The organism is Paenibacillus sp. 01T47, from assembly GCF_056398245.1.
This window is the reverse complement of sequence record NZ_JBFTPA010000021.1, coordinates 1-18743: the sequence shown is the minus strand read 5'-3', so window position 1 is coordinate 18743 and position 18743 is coordinate 1. Positions and strand designations below refer to the sequence as shown.

Here is an 18743-nt window from a genome sequence, read left to right as displayed (position 1 = left end):
AGTATGGCATATATCGTTGGAGTTGATGGAGGCGGCACCAAGACAGCTGTCACAATTATCCATGACCAGGAAGATGCTTTATTAACCTTTACTGTAGGGCCAATTAATTATAACGGCGGGGATGCTGATGCGATTGCTGCCTCCTTTGAGGAAATTTTTAATCGAACGAAGCTCTACTGCAGCAATTTAGAGGAAGTTACTCATATCTGTATAGGAGCAGCAGGCGTAAGCAATCCGACAGTCGTTCATTTTTTGGAGAAGCATGTGAGAGATAATGGTTACATAGGGCCGTTAACGATTACAGGTGATCAAGAAACCGCATTATACGGAGCACAAAATGCGATGCAAGGCATTATTCTCATTGCCGGTACAGGGTCGATTTGCTTCGGGGTGAATGAAAAGGGAGAGCAGCATCGCACAGGAGGCTTTGGCCATCTAATTGATGACGAGGGAAGTGGCTATTGCATTGGGCGCAATCTCTTGTCCATTTTAGTTCAAGCAGAGGACGGAAGAATGACGGATACAATCATTCCAGCGCTAGTATACGAGCAGCTTGTGCTAAGCACTGTGAAAGAAATTATTGGCTTTGTTTATCATAAAAATACAACAAAAAAAGATATTGCGAAGCTCGCACCGATCATGACGACAGCATGCGAGAAAGGGGATGCGCAAGCGCTTGAGCTAGCGGAGCAATGTGCAGCCAGTCTATTTGAACTTGTGGTGCCTGTTATTGAGCGACTAGAGTTATATGAAAGTCCGATTGCCGTTGCAGGAAGTGTGCTGCAAAAATCTCGTTTTGTAAAAGATGCATTGGAACGAAAGCTTGCACGAACCTACCCGCAAACAAAGCTGATCTTGCCGATTAGGGATGCTGCCTATGGTGCTGTTTTGTTAGGAAGATCAAAAATGAAAAACCATTAGTAGTTAGCGTTATGCGAAATTAGGGTGTGTCATAAGTCCGAGCAGTTCTGGACTTGCGATACACCCTTTTTTATAAGCTATTAAGCAACATCAGTTGAAGGAAAATGACTTAAAATTTGTCGGTCAAATAAAACACGGACTGCTGTTTCGGGAATAGAGCTTGCAAAATGTTTGCCTGTTCAGCACTATCCTTTGCTCTGCCTGCCGCATTATAGCCGAACATCAAATAAGTTATGAGATTACGTTCATCCACTTCTACCTCGACATAGGACTCAGCATGACTAACATCGGAAACGGAAAGCCGCTTCTGCTTGTAATCAAGATATATATGATCCTCTCCGCATTGAAGCGCTATGTACAGTTCTTGATCTGCCATCAAGTTATTAGTGTTAAGTCGATGTTCCAATTCAGGCCGAAGCTTTTGGAATGTAGAATGTAGATTGATCATTTTCCACATCGCCTGATTAATTGGTATGGATTGTGCTTGATGTTGTTGATAAAAGGAATATAGCTTATGGTCCTCTGGCAGCATCGCTAATATTTGTTTTGCACTTGGGCGCAGCTGACATAAGGCATGAAATAAATGTTCAACACCGTCCACTGCCTCGTTCAAATACATGAATTCATTAATAAATACTTGTTCAGTATCCTTCTTTTCAATAATGCCATAAGCTACAATTTTTTTATTTCTGCGGAGCAGCAGACAGTCTGCTTTTTTCCATTCCGGCCAGCTTATTAGATCATCCCAGTATGATTCATTACGAACTACGGTATAGGTGCGATTCTGATTGAACTGTTCATATATGAAACGGATATCATCAAGATAACGAGGTTCAAAAGGAATGATGTCGAAGCTGCTTTGCTGCTCAAAGCTTGCTTGCTTTTCAATTGCATAAGCAGTCTCGGGAATAAGTCTCCAGCCAACCTTTTCATAAAACCCATGCTTACTAGCCAGAAGTAAACTTATATCATAATTGGTTTCTTTCATGTAGTCCGTTTGTGCATGAAGAATTTTGTGCGTAAGGCCCATTCCGCGATAATTCGGAGCTGTACCGACGCTGCCCATTGCACCAATTTTCAAGATCGCTTGACCGACTTTAATAGAAAGAGGGAAAATTTGCACATTAGCAGCAATCTCACCGTCGACCATTGCGAACCATGTTGTCTCTGGATCATATGTGCTATCGAGGTCTAATCTTTCTTGGAAAAAAACTCGGCCTACTGAAAAGCATTCATCTAAAATATCGTAAATCTTTTCAAGCTGCTCTCTCGTTGGCTGGTTCGTTACGATGATGTTTTTGTCAGGTGCCGTCGTCATCTTTTATTTCCTCCTGCTTCGCAATGTTAGGTTAAATTAAATAGATTGAAAAAAGGGACTAATGATATTAGAAATTATTATCTTAATAAAAATATTAATATTGAAAATAATTTTCGTCAATAAAAGAGCGTGAACATCATATGACAACGCTCCATGCGGTAATCTGGCTGAGAAGTCTCTGTGGCCACATCGTATAAAAATGAGAGACCCTTCAAGAGTTCATTGAACTTTTGGGAGGTCTCTCATTTTTTTGATAAATACCTTATTCTAATTCTTGGTCTAAAAAAGGTATTACTAAACGACGTACTTCATCTATTGACGTCGTATCCATCAATTGAGTTCTTAGTTCGCTTGCGCCTCTAAATCCACGAGCATAGATTTTGAAAAAGCGAAGAAGTGGTTTAAATGGACGTGGTTCGTTTTCTTTTGAATATTTATCGTGAAGATCTAGCTGTAAAAGCAGTAAGTTGAGAAAATCCTTCGCGCTATGTTCTTTAGGTTCTTTTTCAAAAGCAAACGGATTGGTGAAAATGCCGCGGCCAATCATGACACCATCAACGCCGTATTGTTCCACTAATTTGAGTCCCGTTGCGCGGTCAGGAATATCTCCATTAATGGTTAACAGCGTATTTGGTGCAATTTCATCGCGTAATTTTTTTATTTCAGGAATGAGCTCCCAGTGCGCCTCTACTTTACTCATCTCTTTTTTTGTACGAAGGTGAATGGAAAGATTCGCAATATTTTGTTTCAATATATGCCCTAACCAATCGCGCCACTCGTCAATTTCAAAGTACCCTAATCTTGTTTTAACACTAACCGGCAATCCACCTGCTTTTGCTGCTTGAATAATTTCGGCTGCAAGTTCAGGATGCTGGATTAGTCCAGAACCCTTTCCATTGGATGCGACGTTTTGGACGGGGCATCCCATGTTTAAATCGATACCACGAAAGCCTAGTTTTTTCATATCAATACTCATCTGTTCAAAAAATGCAGGTTTATTGCCCCAAATATGAGCGACGATCGGTTGCTCATCTTCAGTGAATGTTAACCGGCCACGAGTACTGGCTCTACCTGCAGGGCTGCAATAACTATCTGTACTTGTGAATTCTGTGAAAAATACGTCGGGTTTCGCAGCTGTACTAACGACGTGACGAAATACAACATCTGTGACATCTTCCATTGGAGCTAATATAAAAAACGGCTTTGGTAAATCAAGCCAAAAGTTGTGTTCGTTACTCATAATATCTCCTCTTGTTGCAATATATAAAAATCGATAAAAGCCGTAGTTAAACTCTTTTACCCAACCTACATAATATCATTTTTTTTCGTTTGATGCACAGAATCGATTGTATGAGTGACAGACATATATTTGGTAACGGTCACCTATCACACATCAAAATTGATGTTGTTGAATTTGTATGAAGTACATCTTCGATCTGCACCATTCTCGCTATAATGATTTGACTAATATAAGAGAACAAACGCTAGTCCCGGAAATTGACCATATAGATGAATAAGGCATTGGAATAGTTGTAAGTTGGCGTGAGAGTGATATAGGTTTCTATCCCAGAAAGTTGAAGCTACTTGCTGCCATTCGTATTCGGCTATACGCTTCAAACCGTGCAACCTGTCGACCTGTTCCCGCATACCATGTACGTTGAGTGCTGTGTGTCGGTAGTGATTAAGTATTTGACTGGACATGCAAAAAAGGGAGCTGAGCAATTTTACTGTGAAGCTTGACATGCAATTAAATGGTTGCATATAATAAGGGCATGGACAAAGTATTTAAAGCACTTGCCGATGGAACTCGCAGAGAGTTACTCGACTTCTTGTTCGCTAATAACGGACAATCCTTAGGAGAACTTTGTAAACAAATGACTATGACTCGTCAAGCTGTTACGAAGCACCTTCAGCTGCTGGAAGAAGCAAACCTTGTTACTGTCGTTTGGCAAGGCCGTGAAAAGCTGCATTATCTTAATCCGATACCTATCGGGGAAATTTATCAACGCTGGATCGGCAAGTTTGAGAGTCACCGAATTGAGGCATTAAACACACTAAAGCAAGCCTTAGAGGAGGATTCTAACCATGAATAAGACTTCATTCGTTTATACGACTTACATCGCAACTACGCCCGAGAAGCTTTGGCAAGCCCTAACTAACAGTGAATTCACCAAGCAGTATTTTTTCGGTCGTGAAATCTTTTCAGATTGGCAAGTTGGCTCCAGCTTTAAATTGATGGATAAAGATAAGGTTGATCATCATGGTGAAGTTCTTGTATGTGAGCCGTATCGTCTACTCACAGTTACCTGGAGCATCAGAGACGTTGAAGGAGAGCGATTCTCTAAGGTTAGTTATGAATTATCACCCTTGAACTCTACTGTAAAACTGACGCTACGCCACGAGGATTTATTAGAGAAGGATATTCGCAAAGATGAAGGCAAGATGGAAGGATTTAATAATGGCTGGCCTGTCATTCTCAACAACTTAAAGAGCTTGCTCGAAACAGGCAACATCCTGCCAGCCTTTTAGTTTATCATTCTGTTACTGAAACAATTAGATCTAAAGTGAGGTGAGCAAATTGGAGCCGAATCAAGCGAATTACTCGGTTAACCATGCAGGTACATTTTCGAATTTTGGAAACGTCACGGAAGGAATGCTAAAAGGGAAAATCTTTCTAAAAGAATCCTTACAACTTACGAGCATGGAAGTTTCACTCAATAATCTGCCCCCAAAGGCGGAAGTCCCTTTCTATCACAAACACAAAGAAAATGAGGAACTCTACATCTTTCTTAAAGGACAAGGTCAATTTCAAGTGGACGGAAACGAATTTGATGTGTTCGAAGGAACCTCCGTTCGAATTGCTCCTGACGGAGTGAGGGCGTTGCAGAATACATCCGCTTCGGAAGATATGTATTTTATCGTTATTCAAGCCAAAGAGAATAGCCTTACCCAATGGGTGGAGACAGACGGAGTAATCCTGGAACAACCTGTCGAATGGATCATGCAATCTCTCAAAACAACCTAAGCATCACACTCCAGCGAATTGTGGATCTTCACCATGAAAGCCCCGCCCGCACTAGGACGGGGGCTTTGTTATACCCTAATATTGTAGACGGATTGTAGACGAAAGAATTTTACAAGCTGAATATCCTGAAATGTCGTAGACGAGTTGTCTACAAGAATTCAATAGAATTATATAAACTACATATTTGTGGTTGTGTATCGCATACACGTAAAGAGGTAAATACATATGGTAGATTCAGAAATATAATAATCAAAAGACAGTTGAGAAGTGAGCCACTGACTCCACACATGTGGAGTGTCTAATATTGATAATTCTGAAATAATAAATGAGATGTAACAGATTCGCTCAATTACATTGCTTTAATGATTGCTTACACGTAGGACACGGGCAGCAGTTCATTATCTCTTGTTTTTATGCTCAAGACAATGATAAGATATTACGGGAACGTATGTTTGTTTTTGTTAGTGTTCTAACAGATCGGGGGAACAGACGTGGTTGAAATTGTTGAAAAAGAGCAATTTTCGGTGATTGGAAAATTAGGAAAGGGGATTGCTGATGAAGCTCCCCAATGGATACCAGCATTATGGCAACAAGCAAATAGTAACTTTATTGAGATAAGCAACCTCGCCATCCATCATCAGGTGCAAGCAGCTTCCGTTTGTTTCGATAAGGAGCTGATGCGTACATGATTCAAATGACGAACCGCCAGGCACGGCAGTTTCTGTTATTGAAGCACGGGCTGTTGGGCGAATATCAATTTGCTGGAAAGCAGGGAGTATTGGATTTTGTGCGGCAGGTCGGTTGTATTCAATACGATCCCATCGATGTTTGCGGAAAAAACGCCGAACTGGTGTTGCAGTCGCGTATCAGAGGATTTACCAAGAACATGCTCGACGAGTTACTGTATAAAGATAGATTCTTGGTAGATTATCCCGACAAAAATTTGGCTATTATCCCTGTCGAGAACTGGCCGTACTTTGAGCGGTACAGGCAGGCTGCAAGACAACATGCTAAGCGCTATCCCGAAATGGAAGCGTTGGTACAACAAGTTCTGGCTCACATCCAAAATCACGGTGTGCTAAGTTCGAATGATCTAAAATTGAAAGGAAATTTCACTTGGCAATCGGTCATCCACTGGAGCAGCGGAAACAATTCATCCCGGTCGGTTCTGGAGCAGATGTACTCGACAGGCGATTTGATTATCCATCACAAAAAAGGAACGCGTAAATATTACGATATCGCCGGTAAGTACATACAGCCAAATCTGCTGAATGCGCCGGAGCCGTTGAAGGGCGAGCTTGAGCATCATAAGTGGCGGGTACTGCGTCGAATCGGAGCTGTTGGCCTTTTATGGAATCGCGCATCCGATGCCTGGCTGAACATATGGGGATTGAAAGCGGAGCAGCGCAACGAGGTTTTCCGCCAGCTGTTGCACGAAGCTCGCATTGTTGCTGTTGCCGTGGAACAAATGAAGGATACACTGTACTGCTGTGCGGAGGATTTACCGCTTATTGCAGCCGTCCTGCAAAATCCGACGCCGAAATTGCGCTGCGAGCTGATTGCCCCACTAGATAATTTCATATGGGACAGAAAACTGATCAAAGAATTATTTGGGTTCGATTACACTTGGGAGATTTATACGCCTGCAATCAAACGGAAATTCGGCTATTATGTGCTGCCTCTATTATACGGAGAAAGCCTCATCGGACGAGCCGAGGTAATCGCGGAGCGAAAAGCCGGGACGCTTGTTGTTAAAAATATATGGTACGAGAACGGCATAAAGCCAACAAAGCAATTGCGAACAGCCTTAAATAATTGTTTCCAGAATTTCGCATTATTCAACGGATGCAAGACGATTTCGACAGAGTCTTTGAACTGATATTTTCAGTTCCCTGGTACCATTTGCCGACGAGTTTCCGCGTAATACGAAGTTGAGAAGATTGTGGTGTAAAAGGATAGCACAATTAAGTTATATTATCGTTTTGCAGGTACGTTAGAAATTCTCGAACGGCTCGCTTGATGGTCATTCATGTAAAGTTATGCCGACCGCTTGGCGGTTTTATATCTGGGAAATTGTGCAACGCTCAGCAGTCCTTACATGTTGAGTATGTGGCTTGGTTGGAACTGGAAATGTAGATCTATATGTTCCCGCATGCGGGCATGTAGAAGTTGTTTGTTCCTTAATTTATAAAAATTTCGGGTCAGTGAATAGGGTAGTTGGGGACGTAAATATATTTTTACGTCCTTATTTTGTTATCCAATTGATTGGAGCTTCTCGTAGAATTGGTAATCTCGTCGTTAATCTTTTTTGTTTTACATGCGTTAGTGCTGTGATTGAAAAAGTAGTACCGTTCTTTGTTAGCTTATAGCTTATAGGATTTAATGAATTGAAATATATATTCGATATAAGTGTTTTTAAAGTTAAGTGACCCGAATAACATTCCCGAAAAAAATCATTCTTCAATCCATTCCACTAACATTCTCCGATATTCAACCATTCGCTAATTAGAAAAGTACTTGCTCATTATTTGAGAAATACATTTAAGAGCGGGAGCCCTCCATTCAAGACTCATATAGATGTATCTGTTTTTAACAGATTACCCGAAATAAAGAACTGTTGAAATCATAACATGTGGAGCTACTGTCTTAATCGTTCGAAGTCGTGGACCCTTTAGAAAATGTGCCCTATCCCCCAAAAATGTTAGAGATGACTTTTTGATTTAGAACATAGGAGGATTACATGTCCTAGAGCAAAATGAAGAAACAGCTTGAGTGTTTTTTCTGTCTTGCGTTATATGGAGATCATCATTGTAAGATATTCTGAATCTGAGCTTCATGTTTACAAATTTCTTGACGTTGCTAAATGTTGTGAGATAGTATTAAAACATACTAGTCATACTAGTAATATCATTTTCGCTTTTTTACGTAATATTATCGTTTTGTCTGCGAGGCTGTCACTTTTACCAAATGAAGGTCATGTACCAGTATCCAATCGCTTGAAGTGAAAGGATATGAAGGAGGTGATTGTAACCAAGGAAACCGAACAAAGCCGACCAGTAAAGTAACGGGTCTCGTTAGGCTGAGTGGTCTATCGCAAATGGAGGTAAGATTTATTTCGGATAAAAAGTTGAAATTGAAGGAGACTAAAGCATGAAATCTTGTAAGCGCTTTATCTCAATGTTTTTAGTTGTAATTATGTTACTTACCTTAGTTGATATGAATTTAGTGTTCGCTGACGAGAATATGCCTAATAATAATGAAATCATAAAAATTAACTACACCGCAGCGGCGAATGGCGAGGAGAATCGTACGACATCAAATGTAATTACACTGGTCTTTGAAGAACCAGTACGGGAATTAGTGGAGAGCGACATTACCATCTCAGCTGGTACCGCTAGTGTAACCAAAGGAACGTTGACTGTGGTGGACGAGTCTAACGGCACTCAATATAATCTCGGAATTAGCGGGGTTACTAATGAAGGCACCGTCAATCTTAAGATTACCAAGGACGGTGTGGACGACTTGGAAAAGAGTGTTGATATCCATAGAAACCCGATCACCTTTAACGTGGTAAATGTTGGCGGCACAGCGTTTGTGAGGAACAGCACCGCCATAAGACTGACCTTCAATGCAGCTGTATCAAACCTTTCGGCAGATGATATCATTCTCAGCGCTGGCACCCCCGCCGCAGTATCTAACTACGCTTCCTCATTAGCGGAGAAGGGATCTTTGACGAAAGTAAGCGAAAATGTATACGAACTTGCACTCAGCAGCATTACGAGAACGGGTACGCTCGGTGTCCAGATCGATAAAATTGGGATAGAAGCCAATCAGAAGAATGTGATTATTAACGCAAAGGTCGATAAGACGGCTTTAAAACCTACACCGCCCCGCGATATTTTCCCACAGGATATTACTTCTTTGCCCAAGTCACCGGGACTAAACGATCTATTTAAGTTTCTAGATCCCACTAGCGGCACAACGGGCCGAGTAGAAACCGACGAAGATTGGTTCGAACGCAGGCAAGAACTCAAAGACCTGATTCAGTACTACTATTATGGCAGAAAGTACCCGACGACTAAGAGCGCCATCACAGTGAATGCCCAGACTAACCAAATCAATGTCACTATAAAAGACAACGACAGAACCGTAACTGCGAGTCTTGGCAATGTCACCGTACCTACGGGCACAGCGCCTGAGGGAGGCTGGCCAGTTATCATCGCCTTTGGTTTCGGCCAGTCAGCCATGGCGATCCAAAACGGCTACGCTGTAATCAGTGTCTCCAACTGGGGAGCTAGCAGAAACGGAGACTACTATAAGCTGTACCCATTTAACCCCTACGAGTATGATTTTAATACGGGTTCGATAATGACGGCGGCATGGACTGTCTCCCGAATCATTGACGCAATGGAGATTAGCGCCGAAGCTCATGAAGGTATAAATCAATGGAATATCAACCCATATAAGTCGATTACAACAGGCGTTTCTATAAACGGTAAATATGCTCTGATGTCGGCAGCCATGGACGAACGTGTCGGTGCGGCAGCGCCTGTAGATAGCGGACAGTCTGGTGTATCCAGCTTCCGTTACACCGCTGAAGGCAAATTATTTAACTATAACGCACCGTTCGACCGGATTTATCGCAGGAACCAGAAAGGACTCAATAGCATCCAGTACTCTGGCGAATCATTCTGGATGGGTCTTGGAACAGCGGCTGGATTCCACCAACAGACGGATATGGATTATATGCCGTTCGATTCACATGCCGTTGAGGCACTGATGGCACCGAGACCGCTTATCGCATTTGTCGCAGATAATAACTTTGATTGGACGACTCCACCTTCCTCTGTTATGGCGATGAGTGTGGCTAAAGAAGTCTATGAGTTTCTAGACAGTGACAATATTGCTGTACGTGTGCGTGACGGCGCTCACGCCATCCAGGACAGAGACGTGCCGTTCATGATTGCTATTATGGACAAGGCGTTCAGTAATAAGCCGCTGGAAGTTAAGGATCTCTACCCAAAAAGCGACCCTCCAAGCTATGGAATAGGGACTTACGAAAAAATCTCTGACATGACGATTGCTCCATACGATGTCGACAGCTCCTACATCCGTTGGTCTCGCCCTGGCAAGTACACGCTGTGGACCGAAAATGAGATTGTCACCGAAGGCATTCCTGCGACAATCAAGGTTCACTCTGACGATGCGAAGGTTAAACTAACGATACTTGACGGAAATAACAAGCCGACGAAGGACACGTGGACATCCGATGTTGTCAACGGCACAGCGGTGTTTAATCTAAAGGATGAGCAAGTTAAGATCGGGCGTTACGAAATTACGACCGTTGGTACTGCTAATGACAGCAAGACTGTATACTTCCAAGGCATCGACTTAGCAACAGGACTGCGCCACGGAACCGCTAGAAATGATAATGGTGCGGCTGTAATGTATGGCTTTACCAGCAAAATCAATAAGGATCTGGTAGAAGTCTACGCCGATGGCACCAAGCTGACACAATCTTTGCAGGAGGATACTGAACAGGCTTGGATTATCAATTACGGCGTAACGACGAACCCTAATGAGAATAACCGCATACTGAATAATGCTTTTAATGTCATCACACTGAAAAAGTTGCAGATGGAGGCTATGCCAGGCAGCACGTTTGAGATCTCGATCGACAAATCTAAGCTGGCGAACAATCAGGAAACGGTCAGCTGGAACGCATCAGCAGCAGTTCAGAAGACTGGTCCTCAGCCGAACTGGCCGCCATATCCGAACAGTCTGAAGGACGACGGAAACCGTCCTTTACTCACGGCGACGACGACTGAATTTAATGCTGAAATTGCTTTCAGTTTGAATGACATGGTGGATCTGACTGCCAGTGATACGCTCAAGATTACATTTGATGAGCCTATGAACAAAGGCGATTTTGGCATCGGCTTTGATTTCTCAGACGACTTTACGCTTAAGTGGGCTGAGGATAACAAATCAGTCGAAGTGACATTTAACAGTGTCACAAAAAATAAAGGTGAAGTTTGCAACATATACATCATGCGTCTGAGAGATGCCGCTGGCAATATGATTGCGGCTCCTATACAACATTCATTCACCCTCATGCCAAATTCGGATGTCATTTACTATGAGGGTTTTGAAAACGGCAACACGCTTCAACAAAACGGTGATGCGACAGTTAGTCGGACACAGGAATACGCTGCCGCAGGTACTAGCAGTCTGAGCGTCGCTCCGACTGCTGCGAACAACTACAGCGGGGTTGCCCTTCGCAATACCTTGCCTACGATGCCGATGTTGCCAGGCGGCAAGTATAAGCTGACAGCCAAGGCGCTTTGTGCGAAGGACGCAACATTGGGCGTACGTGTAGAAACCAAAGATAGCGGAAACAACGATACTTACGGCACCGTTGGGAAAACCAAGGTAAATCTGGCAGCTGGCCAGTGGGCGGATGTAGCGTTGGAATTCACTGTACCTGCAGACCATAAGTCTGTTAGCGCTATCGTATTTCACAACGACGCACAAATGACAGATTTCACCTTCTATTTAGATGAGGTAAAGCTGCAACTCATAAGCCCGCCTGCGCCAGTGGAGGAGCCAGAGACCAAGGAGTTGTTGCGTTTCGACTTCGACAATAAAGCGGAGCAAGGAAGCCTCTTTACGTCAGCTGCATCCTCAAAGATTGAGTGGATCAATGAAACTGGTGCTGGGAAGAGCGACGATAGCGCTTTTAAGGTTACACATGTACCTGATACAAGCTATACCAGCGCAGACAACGCTGTTCGGCTGACTCTTGCTGAGCCGCTTCCTGCAGGAGGAGTTTATAATATCTCTGCATGGTTCTATGCCCCAGCTGTCGGTAACGAAGGCAAGGGTATGCTTTCTGGCCCTGGTCTGGTACTTAATCAGGATTACGCCAATAGCGCAAACAAACTTCCAAGTAATCCAGGCAATCTGCCGATCGGTCAATGGAAAGAGGTAAACGTTCAAACGCCATTAATGGAGAGAACGTTGGAATCAATCGATTTCCGTTTAGTTACTAACGATGCAGCTACACATGCTGATGTGTGGTACATTGACCAGATTGTGATCAGCCAAGTTGGCGATCTGAAGGAGATTCCTAAGTGGGATCTGACATTAACTTCAATCGCAGATACTTATAAGGATTATTTCCTAATCGGTAACGTTATGAGTCCTAGTCAGACGACTGATGCTGAGAACACGACCATGTATAAGCATCATTACAACGTCATGACGCCTGAGAATGATATGAAGCCGCAGTATTTAAGCTCTGCTAATGGCGTGTACAACTACGGTAATGCCGACATTCTAGTGAACTGGGCTCAGGCGAACAATATCAAGGTTCATGGTCATACGCTCGTCTGGCATTCCCAGTCGGCTCCATGGCTGACTACGGGCGAAGGCAACAAACCACTTACTCGTGCAGAAGCCAAGGCGAACATGGAACTGTATATCAACAATGTTGCTGGACACTACAAGGACAAAGTTGTATCTTGGGATGTCGTGAACGAGGCCTTTAACGGCGGATCGGGCATTCCTACGGACTGGAAAACGGTGCTACGTAAGGATTCCCCTTGGTACATGGCTTATGAGAACGGCGCTGATAAAAGCAAGGGAGAAAGTGGCGCCGACTATATCTACGATGCGTTTGTGTTCGCGCGTTTGGCTGATCCGGGTGCTACTTTGTATTACAACGACTATAACGAGATTGAGCCTTGGAAACGGGAAGGTATGGCGCTGATGGCCGAAGACCTTAACGAGAAGTGGAAAACGGACGATCGCAATAAAGAGCCTGGACGTTTGCTAGTGGAAGGCATCGGCATGCAGGCGCATTACTGGATCCAGAGCTTGAATACAGACACCGTAGAAGCAAGTATTGCTCGTTTTGTTCAAGCAGGCGTGAAGGTTAGCATCACCGAGCTGGATATCCCGTCAACTGGCACGCTCACGAAGGAAGAGGAGACTTTACAGGCTGAGCTATATGCGAAGCTATTCGTTATTTTCAAGAAGTATGCGAGCAGCATCGAACGCGTTACCTTCTGGGGCAAGGCGGATTCCCAGAGCTGGCGTGCTTCGGGAAGCCCTCTGCTCTTTGATAAGGCGTTGGCAGCCAAGCCGGCATACTATGCGGTTATCAATCCAGAAGGTTATCTGAACCTTGATCCAAGCCCTGCTGCACCGACTGATGTCTCTGCGAATGCGAAGAGCAGCAGCGAGATTGAAGTCATCTGGACAGCTTCGGAGAACGCAACGGGATACAACGTTTATCGTTCCGCTTCTGTTGACGGCAGTTACAGCAAAGTCAACACGCAGCTGATTACTGAAAGCAAGTTCCAAAATAGTGGCTTGTCGGCATCAACTACTTATTACTACAAGGTTGCAGCTATCAATGATGCTGGAGAATCCGTACTATCCGAAGTAACGCAAGCAACGACGAATAGCAATAGCACTAACCCGGATACTACGCCAACATCACCGACGGATCAAACTCCTGTTAAGCCTGGTGAAGTGAAGGCAGAAGTGGATTCGAGCGGTAACGCTAAAGCTCTAGTCAAAGCCGATGATGTGAAGAAGGCGTTGCCTGCAGCGAAGGATGGAACGATGAAGTTAGTCGTTCTTGGTACCGAGAATGCCAAACTGATTACAGTATCCTTACCAGTTGAACAAGTGAATGCAGCCAAAGAAGCAGGCATTAAACGTATTGAGATTTCTTTCGGGCTCGCATCTGTACAATTGCCTGTATCTTTATTCGAAGGTGCCGCAGGCAAAACCAGTATTGAATTGAGTGTTGCCAAGGTGGATAACAGTACGCTGCCAGAAGCAGCACGCACTTTAGTAGGTTCGAATACGGTCTATGACTTCAACCTAAGTGTTGACGGTCAGAAGATTGCTGATTTCGGTCAAGGCAAGCAGGTGAAGGTTGAAATACCTTACACGCTGAAGCCTGGAGAGAGCCCGGATCAAATCGTGATCTATTACTTGTCGGATGATGGCAAACTTGAAATCATCAAGAATGGCCGTTATAACAAGGATACTGGCACGGTGGAATTTAATGCGAAGCATTTTAGCAAATATGCTGCCATCGCTAGTCCAGTTAAATTCAGCGATTCTAAAGCAATCGCATGGGCGAGTGACAGTATTGATGGATTGGCTGCACGCGGAATCGTAAACGGTGTGACAAAGGATTCGTTCGCACCAGGTAATTCAGTTACACGAGCTGAATTCATCCAAATGTTAATGCTAACGCTTGACCTGAAACAACCGAACGCAACAAGTACATTCTCAGATGTTAAGCAAGGTGCGTGGTATTACGACTCGGTTGCTACGGCTCAGCAGCTTGGTATCGTGTCCGGTCTGACTGATGGTTCTTTCGGTATTAACAACAAGATTACTCGTCAAGAGATGGCTGCAATGGCATATCGAGCGATTCAGAAAGCAGGAATCACGATGAATGATGAGAAAGCGGCTGCAGCCTTCAATGACGAACTAGCTATTGCAAGCTATGCTAAAGAAGCGGTGGCAGTTATGCATAAAGCTGGCATCATCAATGGCGTCGGCAATGACAAGTTTGATCCAAAAGGAACGGCTACTCGCGCCCAAGCGGCAGTCATTCTTTATCAATTGTTAATGATGTCTGCGTAATATCTAATTAGTACTGAAACAAGTAGAGCGCCCTGTAGAATATATGGTCTGCAGGGCGCTCTACTTGAATTGAAAAGTAAATATCTTAAGAGTTGAATCGCTCTGAGGACATCATATGGTGCATAAAAAGGTTGAGATGAACTCAGTTTGTGATGAAGTGACTATTACAAATCATATATAAAGCAAAATGGAGCTGTTCCTAAAGTAGATCTATCTACGATTGGAGCAGCTCCTATTTTTTTGATGTTGCTTAGGCAGAAAGATATCCTCCCCTTATCAAACCTATAGCTTACGAACCCAGCAGATCTTATTTGTACCATTTATAATGAATTACAATTGTAACGAACCCCAGAATCGTTATTTCGAGCAAAGTAGCTCATGAAACCCTGTAACTCGTGATATAACGTTAATTAGATTCGTTAAATTAAAAATAAATCAGTTTTCAACATAATAAGCATTATACAGTTCGTTGGAGAAATGATCATGGAAGGTTATGCGCACTATTGATTTTTGAAAGTATAGTTAAACGTAATTTTTCAAAATCAATATTTTGAAAATTGGACATTACGATACTTACTGAATAGTCCCTGCCCAAAATTCGGTTTGTAATTTCCCAAAATGAACGGCTTCCTCGCTCGCTAGCCCAAATTCCAAGTTTATTGACTCCACTTTCGGAAAAGCACTCTACTCTGTATATATCGTTCATTAGGATAACTTTGTGTCCAAATAACCATTTGTATTCGAGAGATTCATTGGTGATTTTTAAATAAGGTTTTTTAAATAAAGCCATAGCAAGCCATATGTATCCGAAAAAAATGGCGAACGCTAGAAACAAAATGTTTACTATGGTTTTTTCTTTACTATCTCCTGGTATCATGATGAAGCTAATAAACACGACTAGTATAAAGCTATATAGAATGTGGAGCGACCACTTCAGTTTAGACTCTTGGTGCAGAGGTAAGGAATATAGGCCGTTTTTCTTCAATAATGAACCCTCCACATTACTTTCCTCCCGCTTCCGTTATTAAGATTAGTCTAATCATTTTTGTGATTGACTTCAATAACATAATGAATGTTGCAATTGTATCCTGTTTGCCAAAGCTTGGCAGCCTCTATAATAAGAACACAACATTGAAAGCGCATACATTAAATTTCTATGCTTCAACATTCAGGTGAAGGAGGAGAATGTATGAAACGAAGGTTTTACAGTTTGACGCTTGTTGTCGCCTTGTTAATGACTATTTTTGGAGTGAATGGGGGATCTGTGCCCCAGGCCAGCGCAGCACCTGCATTTGCGAAAGGTGCGGACATTAGCTGGGTAGCCGGCATGGAGGCGCAAGGGTATGCGTGGAAGGACAAAAACGGCGTAACTAGGGACATTATTCAAATTTTGAAGCAGGATTACCAAATCAACTCCGTACGCATTCGAGTATTCGTCAATCCTTCTTCGAACTATGGCAACGGGTATATGAATAAAGATCGCGCTGCAACCTTGGCGAAGCGGGCGAAGGATGCTGGGATGAGCGTCATGCTTACATTGCACTACAGCGATTCGTGGGCGGACCCCGGAAAACAGACTAAGCCCGCTGCTTGGGCAAGCTATTCGTTCCAGCAGCTGATGGATGCTGTTTGGAATCATACGCGCGAGGTAATGACAGCTATGCAAAGCAAAGGTGTCACGCCCGATTGGGTGCAAATCGGCAACGAAACGAACGATGGCATGCTCTGGAATGACGGTAAAGCATCCTTAAACATGCAAAACTACGCTTGGCTTATTAATACAGGCAACAATGCGGTCAAATCTATTAGTACAGCTACAAAAACGATTGTCCATTTATCCAACGGCTATGACAACAGTTTATTTGTTTGGAACATCGGCGGATTGATCGCTAACGGAGCGACCTTCGATATTATCGGGATGTCTCTTTATCCTACCAGTGCAGATTGGTCGACTAAGGTTACGCAAACGGTCAGCAACTCCAACAATATGATTTCGCGCTATGGCAAGCCGGTTATGATTACCGAAATTGGTATGGATTATAACCAGCCTGCCGCTGCCAAAAGCTTTGTCGCTGATATAAAGACAAAAATACGCAATATTGGAGGTGGAAAAGGGCTTGGCGTGTTTTATTGGGAACCGGAAGCGACCCCTGGTTATAACGGAGGTTATAATAAGGGAGCTTGGCAGGCGGACGGCAAACCGACGATTGCGCTTGACGGCTTCTTGAATTAATGAGTACGACCTATCCCTCGTTCATTAGAACTGGTGATAGGTCGTTTTTTTATAGCTATAGACGGAGAGAAAGAAACATTATGTTTTCGTTATTTCGCAATGTTTCGTTTTCATGCTACAATAATGGAGAAATTTAGTTGCAAGCTAGTTAAGCTGGCTTGAGGGGAGAGATGAAAATGGAGAAATTAACTATTATTGAAGGTGCGGCAGTCGGGGTCACAGGAATCCTCCTTTCAAGCGAACAATAATTTCGTTTCCCAGATGAGGATTCAACTGTGACTGGTTTTGGCGTTAGCCATATGAATAACCAATTACAGGGGGAATCCGCAGTGAATCAACAAACAACGAATACGGTATTACAATCATTAGGTTGGAACGACTATTTTTCTAATCATTTTGCCGCTTATGCCAAACAAGGGTATAGTGCCGGGCGAATTATATTGGAGCATAAAAACATGTACCGTCTATTGAGTGAGCATGGCGAGCTCATGGGCGAAGTAACGGGTAAGCTGCGTTTTGAAGCAACAGGTCGAGAGGATTTTCCAGCAGTCGGTGACTGGGTAGTTATAAAACCGAGGTTGGAGGAACAGAAAGCTTCGATTCATGCGCTGCTGCCACGAAAGAGCAAATTTTCCCGTAAAGTGGCTGGAGACACGGTAGAAGAGCAGATTGTAGCCGCTAACGTTGATACTGTTTTTTTAGTAAATGCCTTAAATAATGACTTTAATATACGCAGGATGGAACGTTACTTGATCCTTGCATGGGAAAGCGGCGCTGCGCCGGTCATCGTGCTGAGCAAAGCAGATTTATGCGACGATTTGGATGCACGCATCGCAGAGGTAGAATCCATTGCGATTGCTGTCCCTATTCACGTAGTCAGTGCCTCGCAGGGAGAAGGGTTAGATCAGCTCGAACCTTATTTGGGTGTAGGCAACACAGTTGCGCTGATAGGTTCTTCGGGTGTAGGTAAGTCTACACTGATTAACAAATTGAGCGGAGTTGATCTGCAACGAGTCAATGATGTGCGTGGCGGGGATGATCGTGGTCGTCATACGACGACGCATCGCGAGCTTGTTCAATTACCGAGTGGAGCACTGATGATTGATACACCTGGTATGAGGGAGCTGCAGCTCTGGGAGGCCGATGAGGGGTTCCGTGGTGCATTTGATGACGTAGATTCAATTGCAAATACTTGCCGATTCAATGACTGCAAGCATGAGCAAGAGCCCGGCTGTTCTGTCCGAAAGGCAATAGCTGATGGGTCTTTGGAGCAGGCTCGTTTTGAAAGCTATCTCAAACTCCAACGTGAGTTGGCGTATCTAGCACGTAAGGAGGATGCGCGATTGGCAGCCTCTGAAAAAGCAAAATGGAAAAAGATTAGCACAGATATGAAACAAAGAAAAGTAAAAAGATAAGTCATGCGACAGTGGTCAAGACCCCTATTTGTAGACATTGCAAAAAACACCTAGGCAGAAAGCTGACGTCTGTAAGCAACAGGCGTCAGTTTTTTTAGTTTTCTCTGCGGTCGCTCGTTATTATAGAAATGCAAATATTCTTCAATTCTCCTTTGTGCC

At 43.5% G+C, this 18743-nt stretch carries 13 protein-coding genes; 9 read left to right on the top strand and 4 right to left on the bottom strand.

Features of this window, described 5'->3' with window-relative positions; translation table 11 throughout:
- Positions 1-3: 3 nt before the first annotated feature.
- A complete protein-coding gene (locus AC1DOV_RS28825) occupies positions 4-921 on the top strand; it encodes an N-acetylglucosamine kinase (RefSeq protein ID WP_477551673.1) in 918 nt (305 codons plus the stop codon).
- A 109-nt stretch (positions 922-1030) separates the two neighbouring features.
- On the opposite strand, the gene AC1DOV_RS28820 is transcribed toward AC1DOV_RS28825, so the two are convergent.
- Positions 1031-2239, bottom strand: coding sequence for a GNAT family N-acetyltransferase (locus AC1DOV_RS28820; protein WP_477551672.1), 1209 nt, complete (start codon positions 2237-2239; stop codon positions 1031-1033).
- Positions 2240-2501: 262 nt separating this feature from the next.
- Positions 2502-3479: a tRNA dihydrouridine synthase gene (locus AC1DOV_RS28815; protein WP_477551671.1), complete on the bottom strand. Its 978-nt coding sequence runs from the start codon at positions 3477-3479 to the stop codon at positions 2502-2504.
- A gap of 532 nt (positions 3480-4011) precedes the next feature.
- On the opposite strand from AC1DOV_RS28815, the gene AC1DOV_RS28810 reads away from it, so the two are divergent.
- The 6 genes from AC1DOV_RS28810 to AC1DOV_RS28785 all read left to right on the top strand — a co-directional run bounded on the left by AC1DOV_RS28810 (position 4012) and on the right by AC1DOV_RS28785 (position 14936).
- Positions 4012-4332, top strand: coding sequence for an ArsR/SmtB family transcription factor (locus AC1DOV_RS28810; RefSeq protein ID WP_076269793.1), 321 nt, complete (start codon positions 4012-4014; stop codon positions 4330-4332).
- Positions 4325-4768: an SRPBCC family protein gene (locus tag AC1DOV_RS28805; protein ID WP_076269679.1), complete on the top strand. Its 444-nt coding sequence runs from the start codon at positions 4325-4327 to the stop codon at positions 4766-4768. The genes AC1DOV_RS28810 and AC1DOV_RS28805 overlap by 8 nt, the downstream gene beginning before the upstream one ends.
- Before the next feature lie 49 nt (positions 4769-4817).
- Positions 4818-5264 (top strand): cupin domain-containing protein, encoded by a 447-nt coding sequence (locus tag AC1DOV_RS28800; RefSeq protein WP_144376824.1) that lies wholly within the window; start codon positions 4818-4820, stop codon positions 5262-5264.
- A gap of 491 nt (positions 5265-5755) precedes the next feature.
- Entirely contained in the window at positions 5756-5953 is a 198-nt protein-coding gene (locus AC1DOV_RS28795) for a hypothetical protein (protein WP_076269681.1), read from the top strand.
- Entirely contained in the window at positions 5950-7143 is a 1194-nt protein-coding gene (locus tag AC1DOV_RS28790) for a winged helix-turn-helix domain-containing protein (protein ID WP_477551670.1), read from the top strand. Before AC1DOV_RS28795 ends, AC1DOV_RS28790 begins: the two co-directional genes overlap by 4 nt.
- 1271 nt (positions 7144-8414) lie before the next feature.
- Positions 8415-14936, top strand: a complete 6522-nt coding sequence (locus tag AC1DOV_RS28785) for an endo-1,4-beta-xylanase (RefSeq protein WP_477551669.1) — start codon at positions 8415-8417, stop codon at positions 14934-14936.
- 481 nt (positions 14937-15417) lie between these two features.
- Here the strand turns inward: AC1DOV_RS28785 and AC1DOV_RS28780 are convergent, their stop codons facing one another.
- Complete coding sequence (locus AC1DOV_RS28780; RefSeq protein WP_477510277.1) at positions 15418-15936, bottom strand: hypothetical protein; 519 nt, start codon at positions 15934-15936, stop codon at positions 15418-15420.
- Positions 15937-16170: 234 nt separating this feature from the next.
- Between AC1DOV_RS28780 and AC1DOV_RS28775 the strand changes: the two genes are divergently transcribed.
- Entirely contained in the window at positions 16171-17169 is a 999-nt protein-coding gene (locus AC1DOV_RS28775) for a glycoside hydrolase family 53 protein (RefSeq protein WP_477551731.1), read from the top strand.
- A 329-nt stretch (positions 17170-17498) separates the two neighbouring features.
- Positions 17499-18584, top strand: a complete 1086-nt coding sequence (gene rsgA, locus AC1DOV_RS28770) for a ribosome small subunit-dependent GTPase A (RefSeq protein WP_477551668.1) — start codon at positions 17499-17501, stop codon at positions 18582-18584.
- A gap of 50 nt (positions 18585-18634) precedes the next feature.
- Here the strand turns inward: rsgA and AC1DOV_RS28765 are convergent, their stop codons facing one another.
- Complete coding sequence (locus AC1DOV_RS28765) at positions 18635-18730, bottom strand: IS3 family transposase (RefSeq protein WP_441878496.1); 96 nt, start codon at positions 18728-18730, stop codon at positions 18635-18637.
- Positions 18731-18743: the final 13 nt, after the last annotated feature.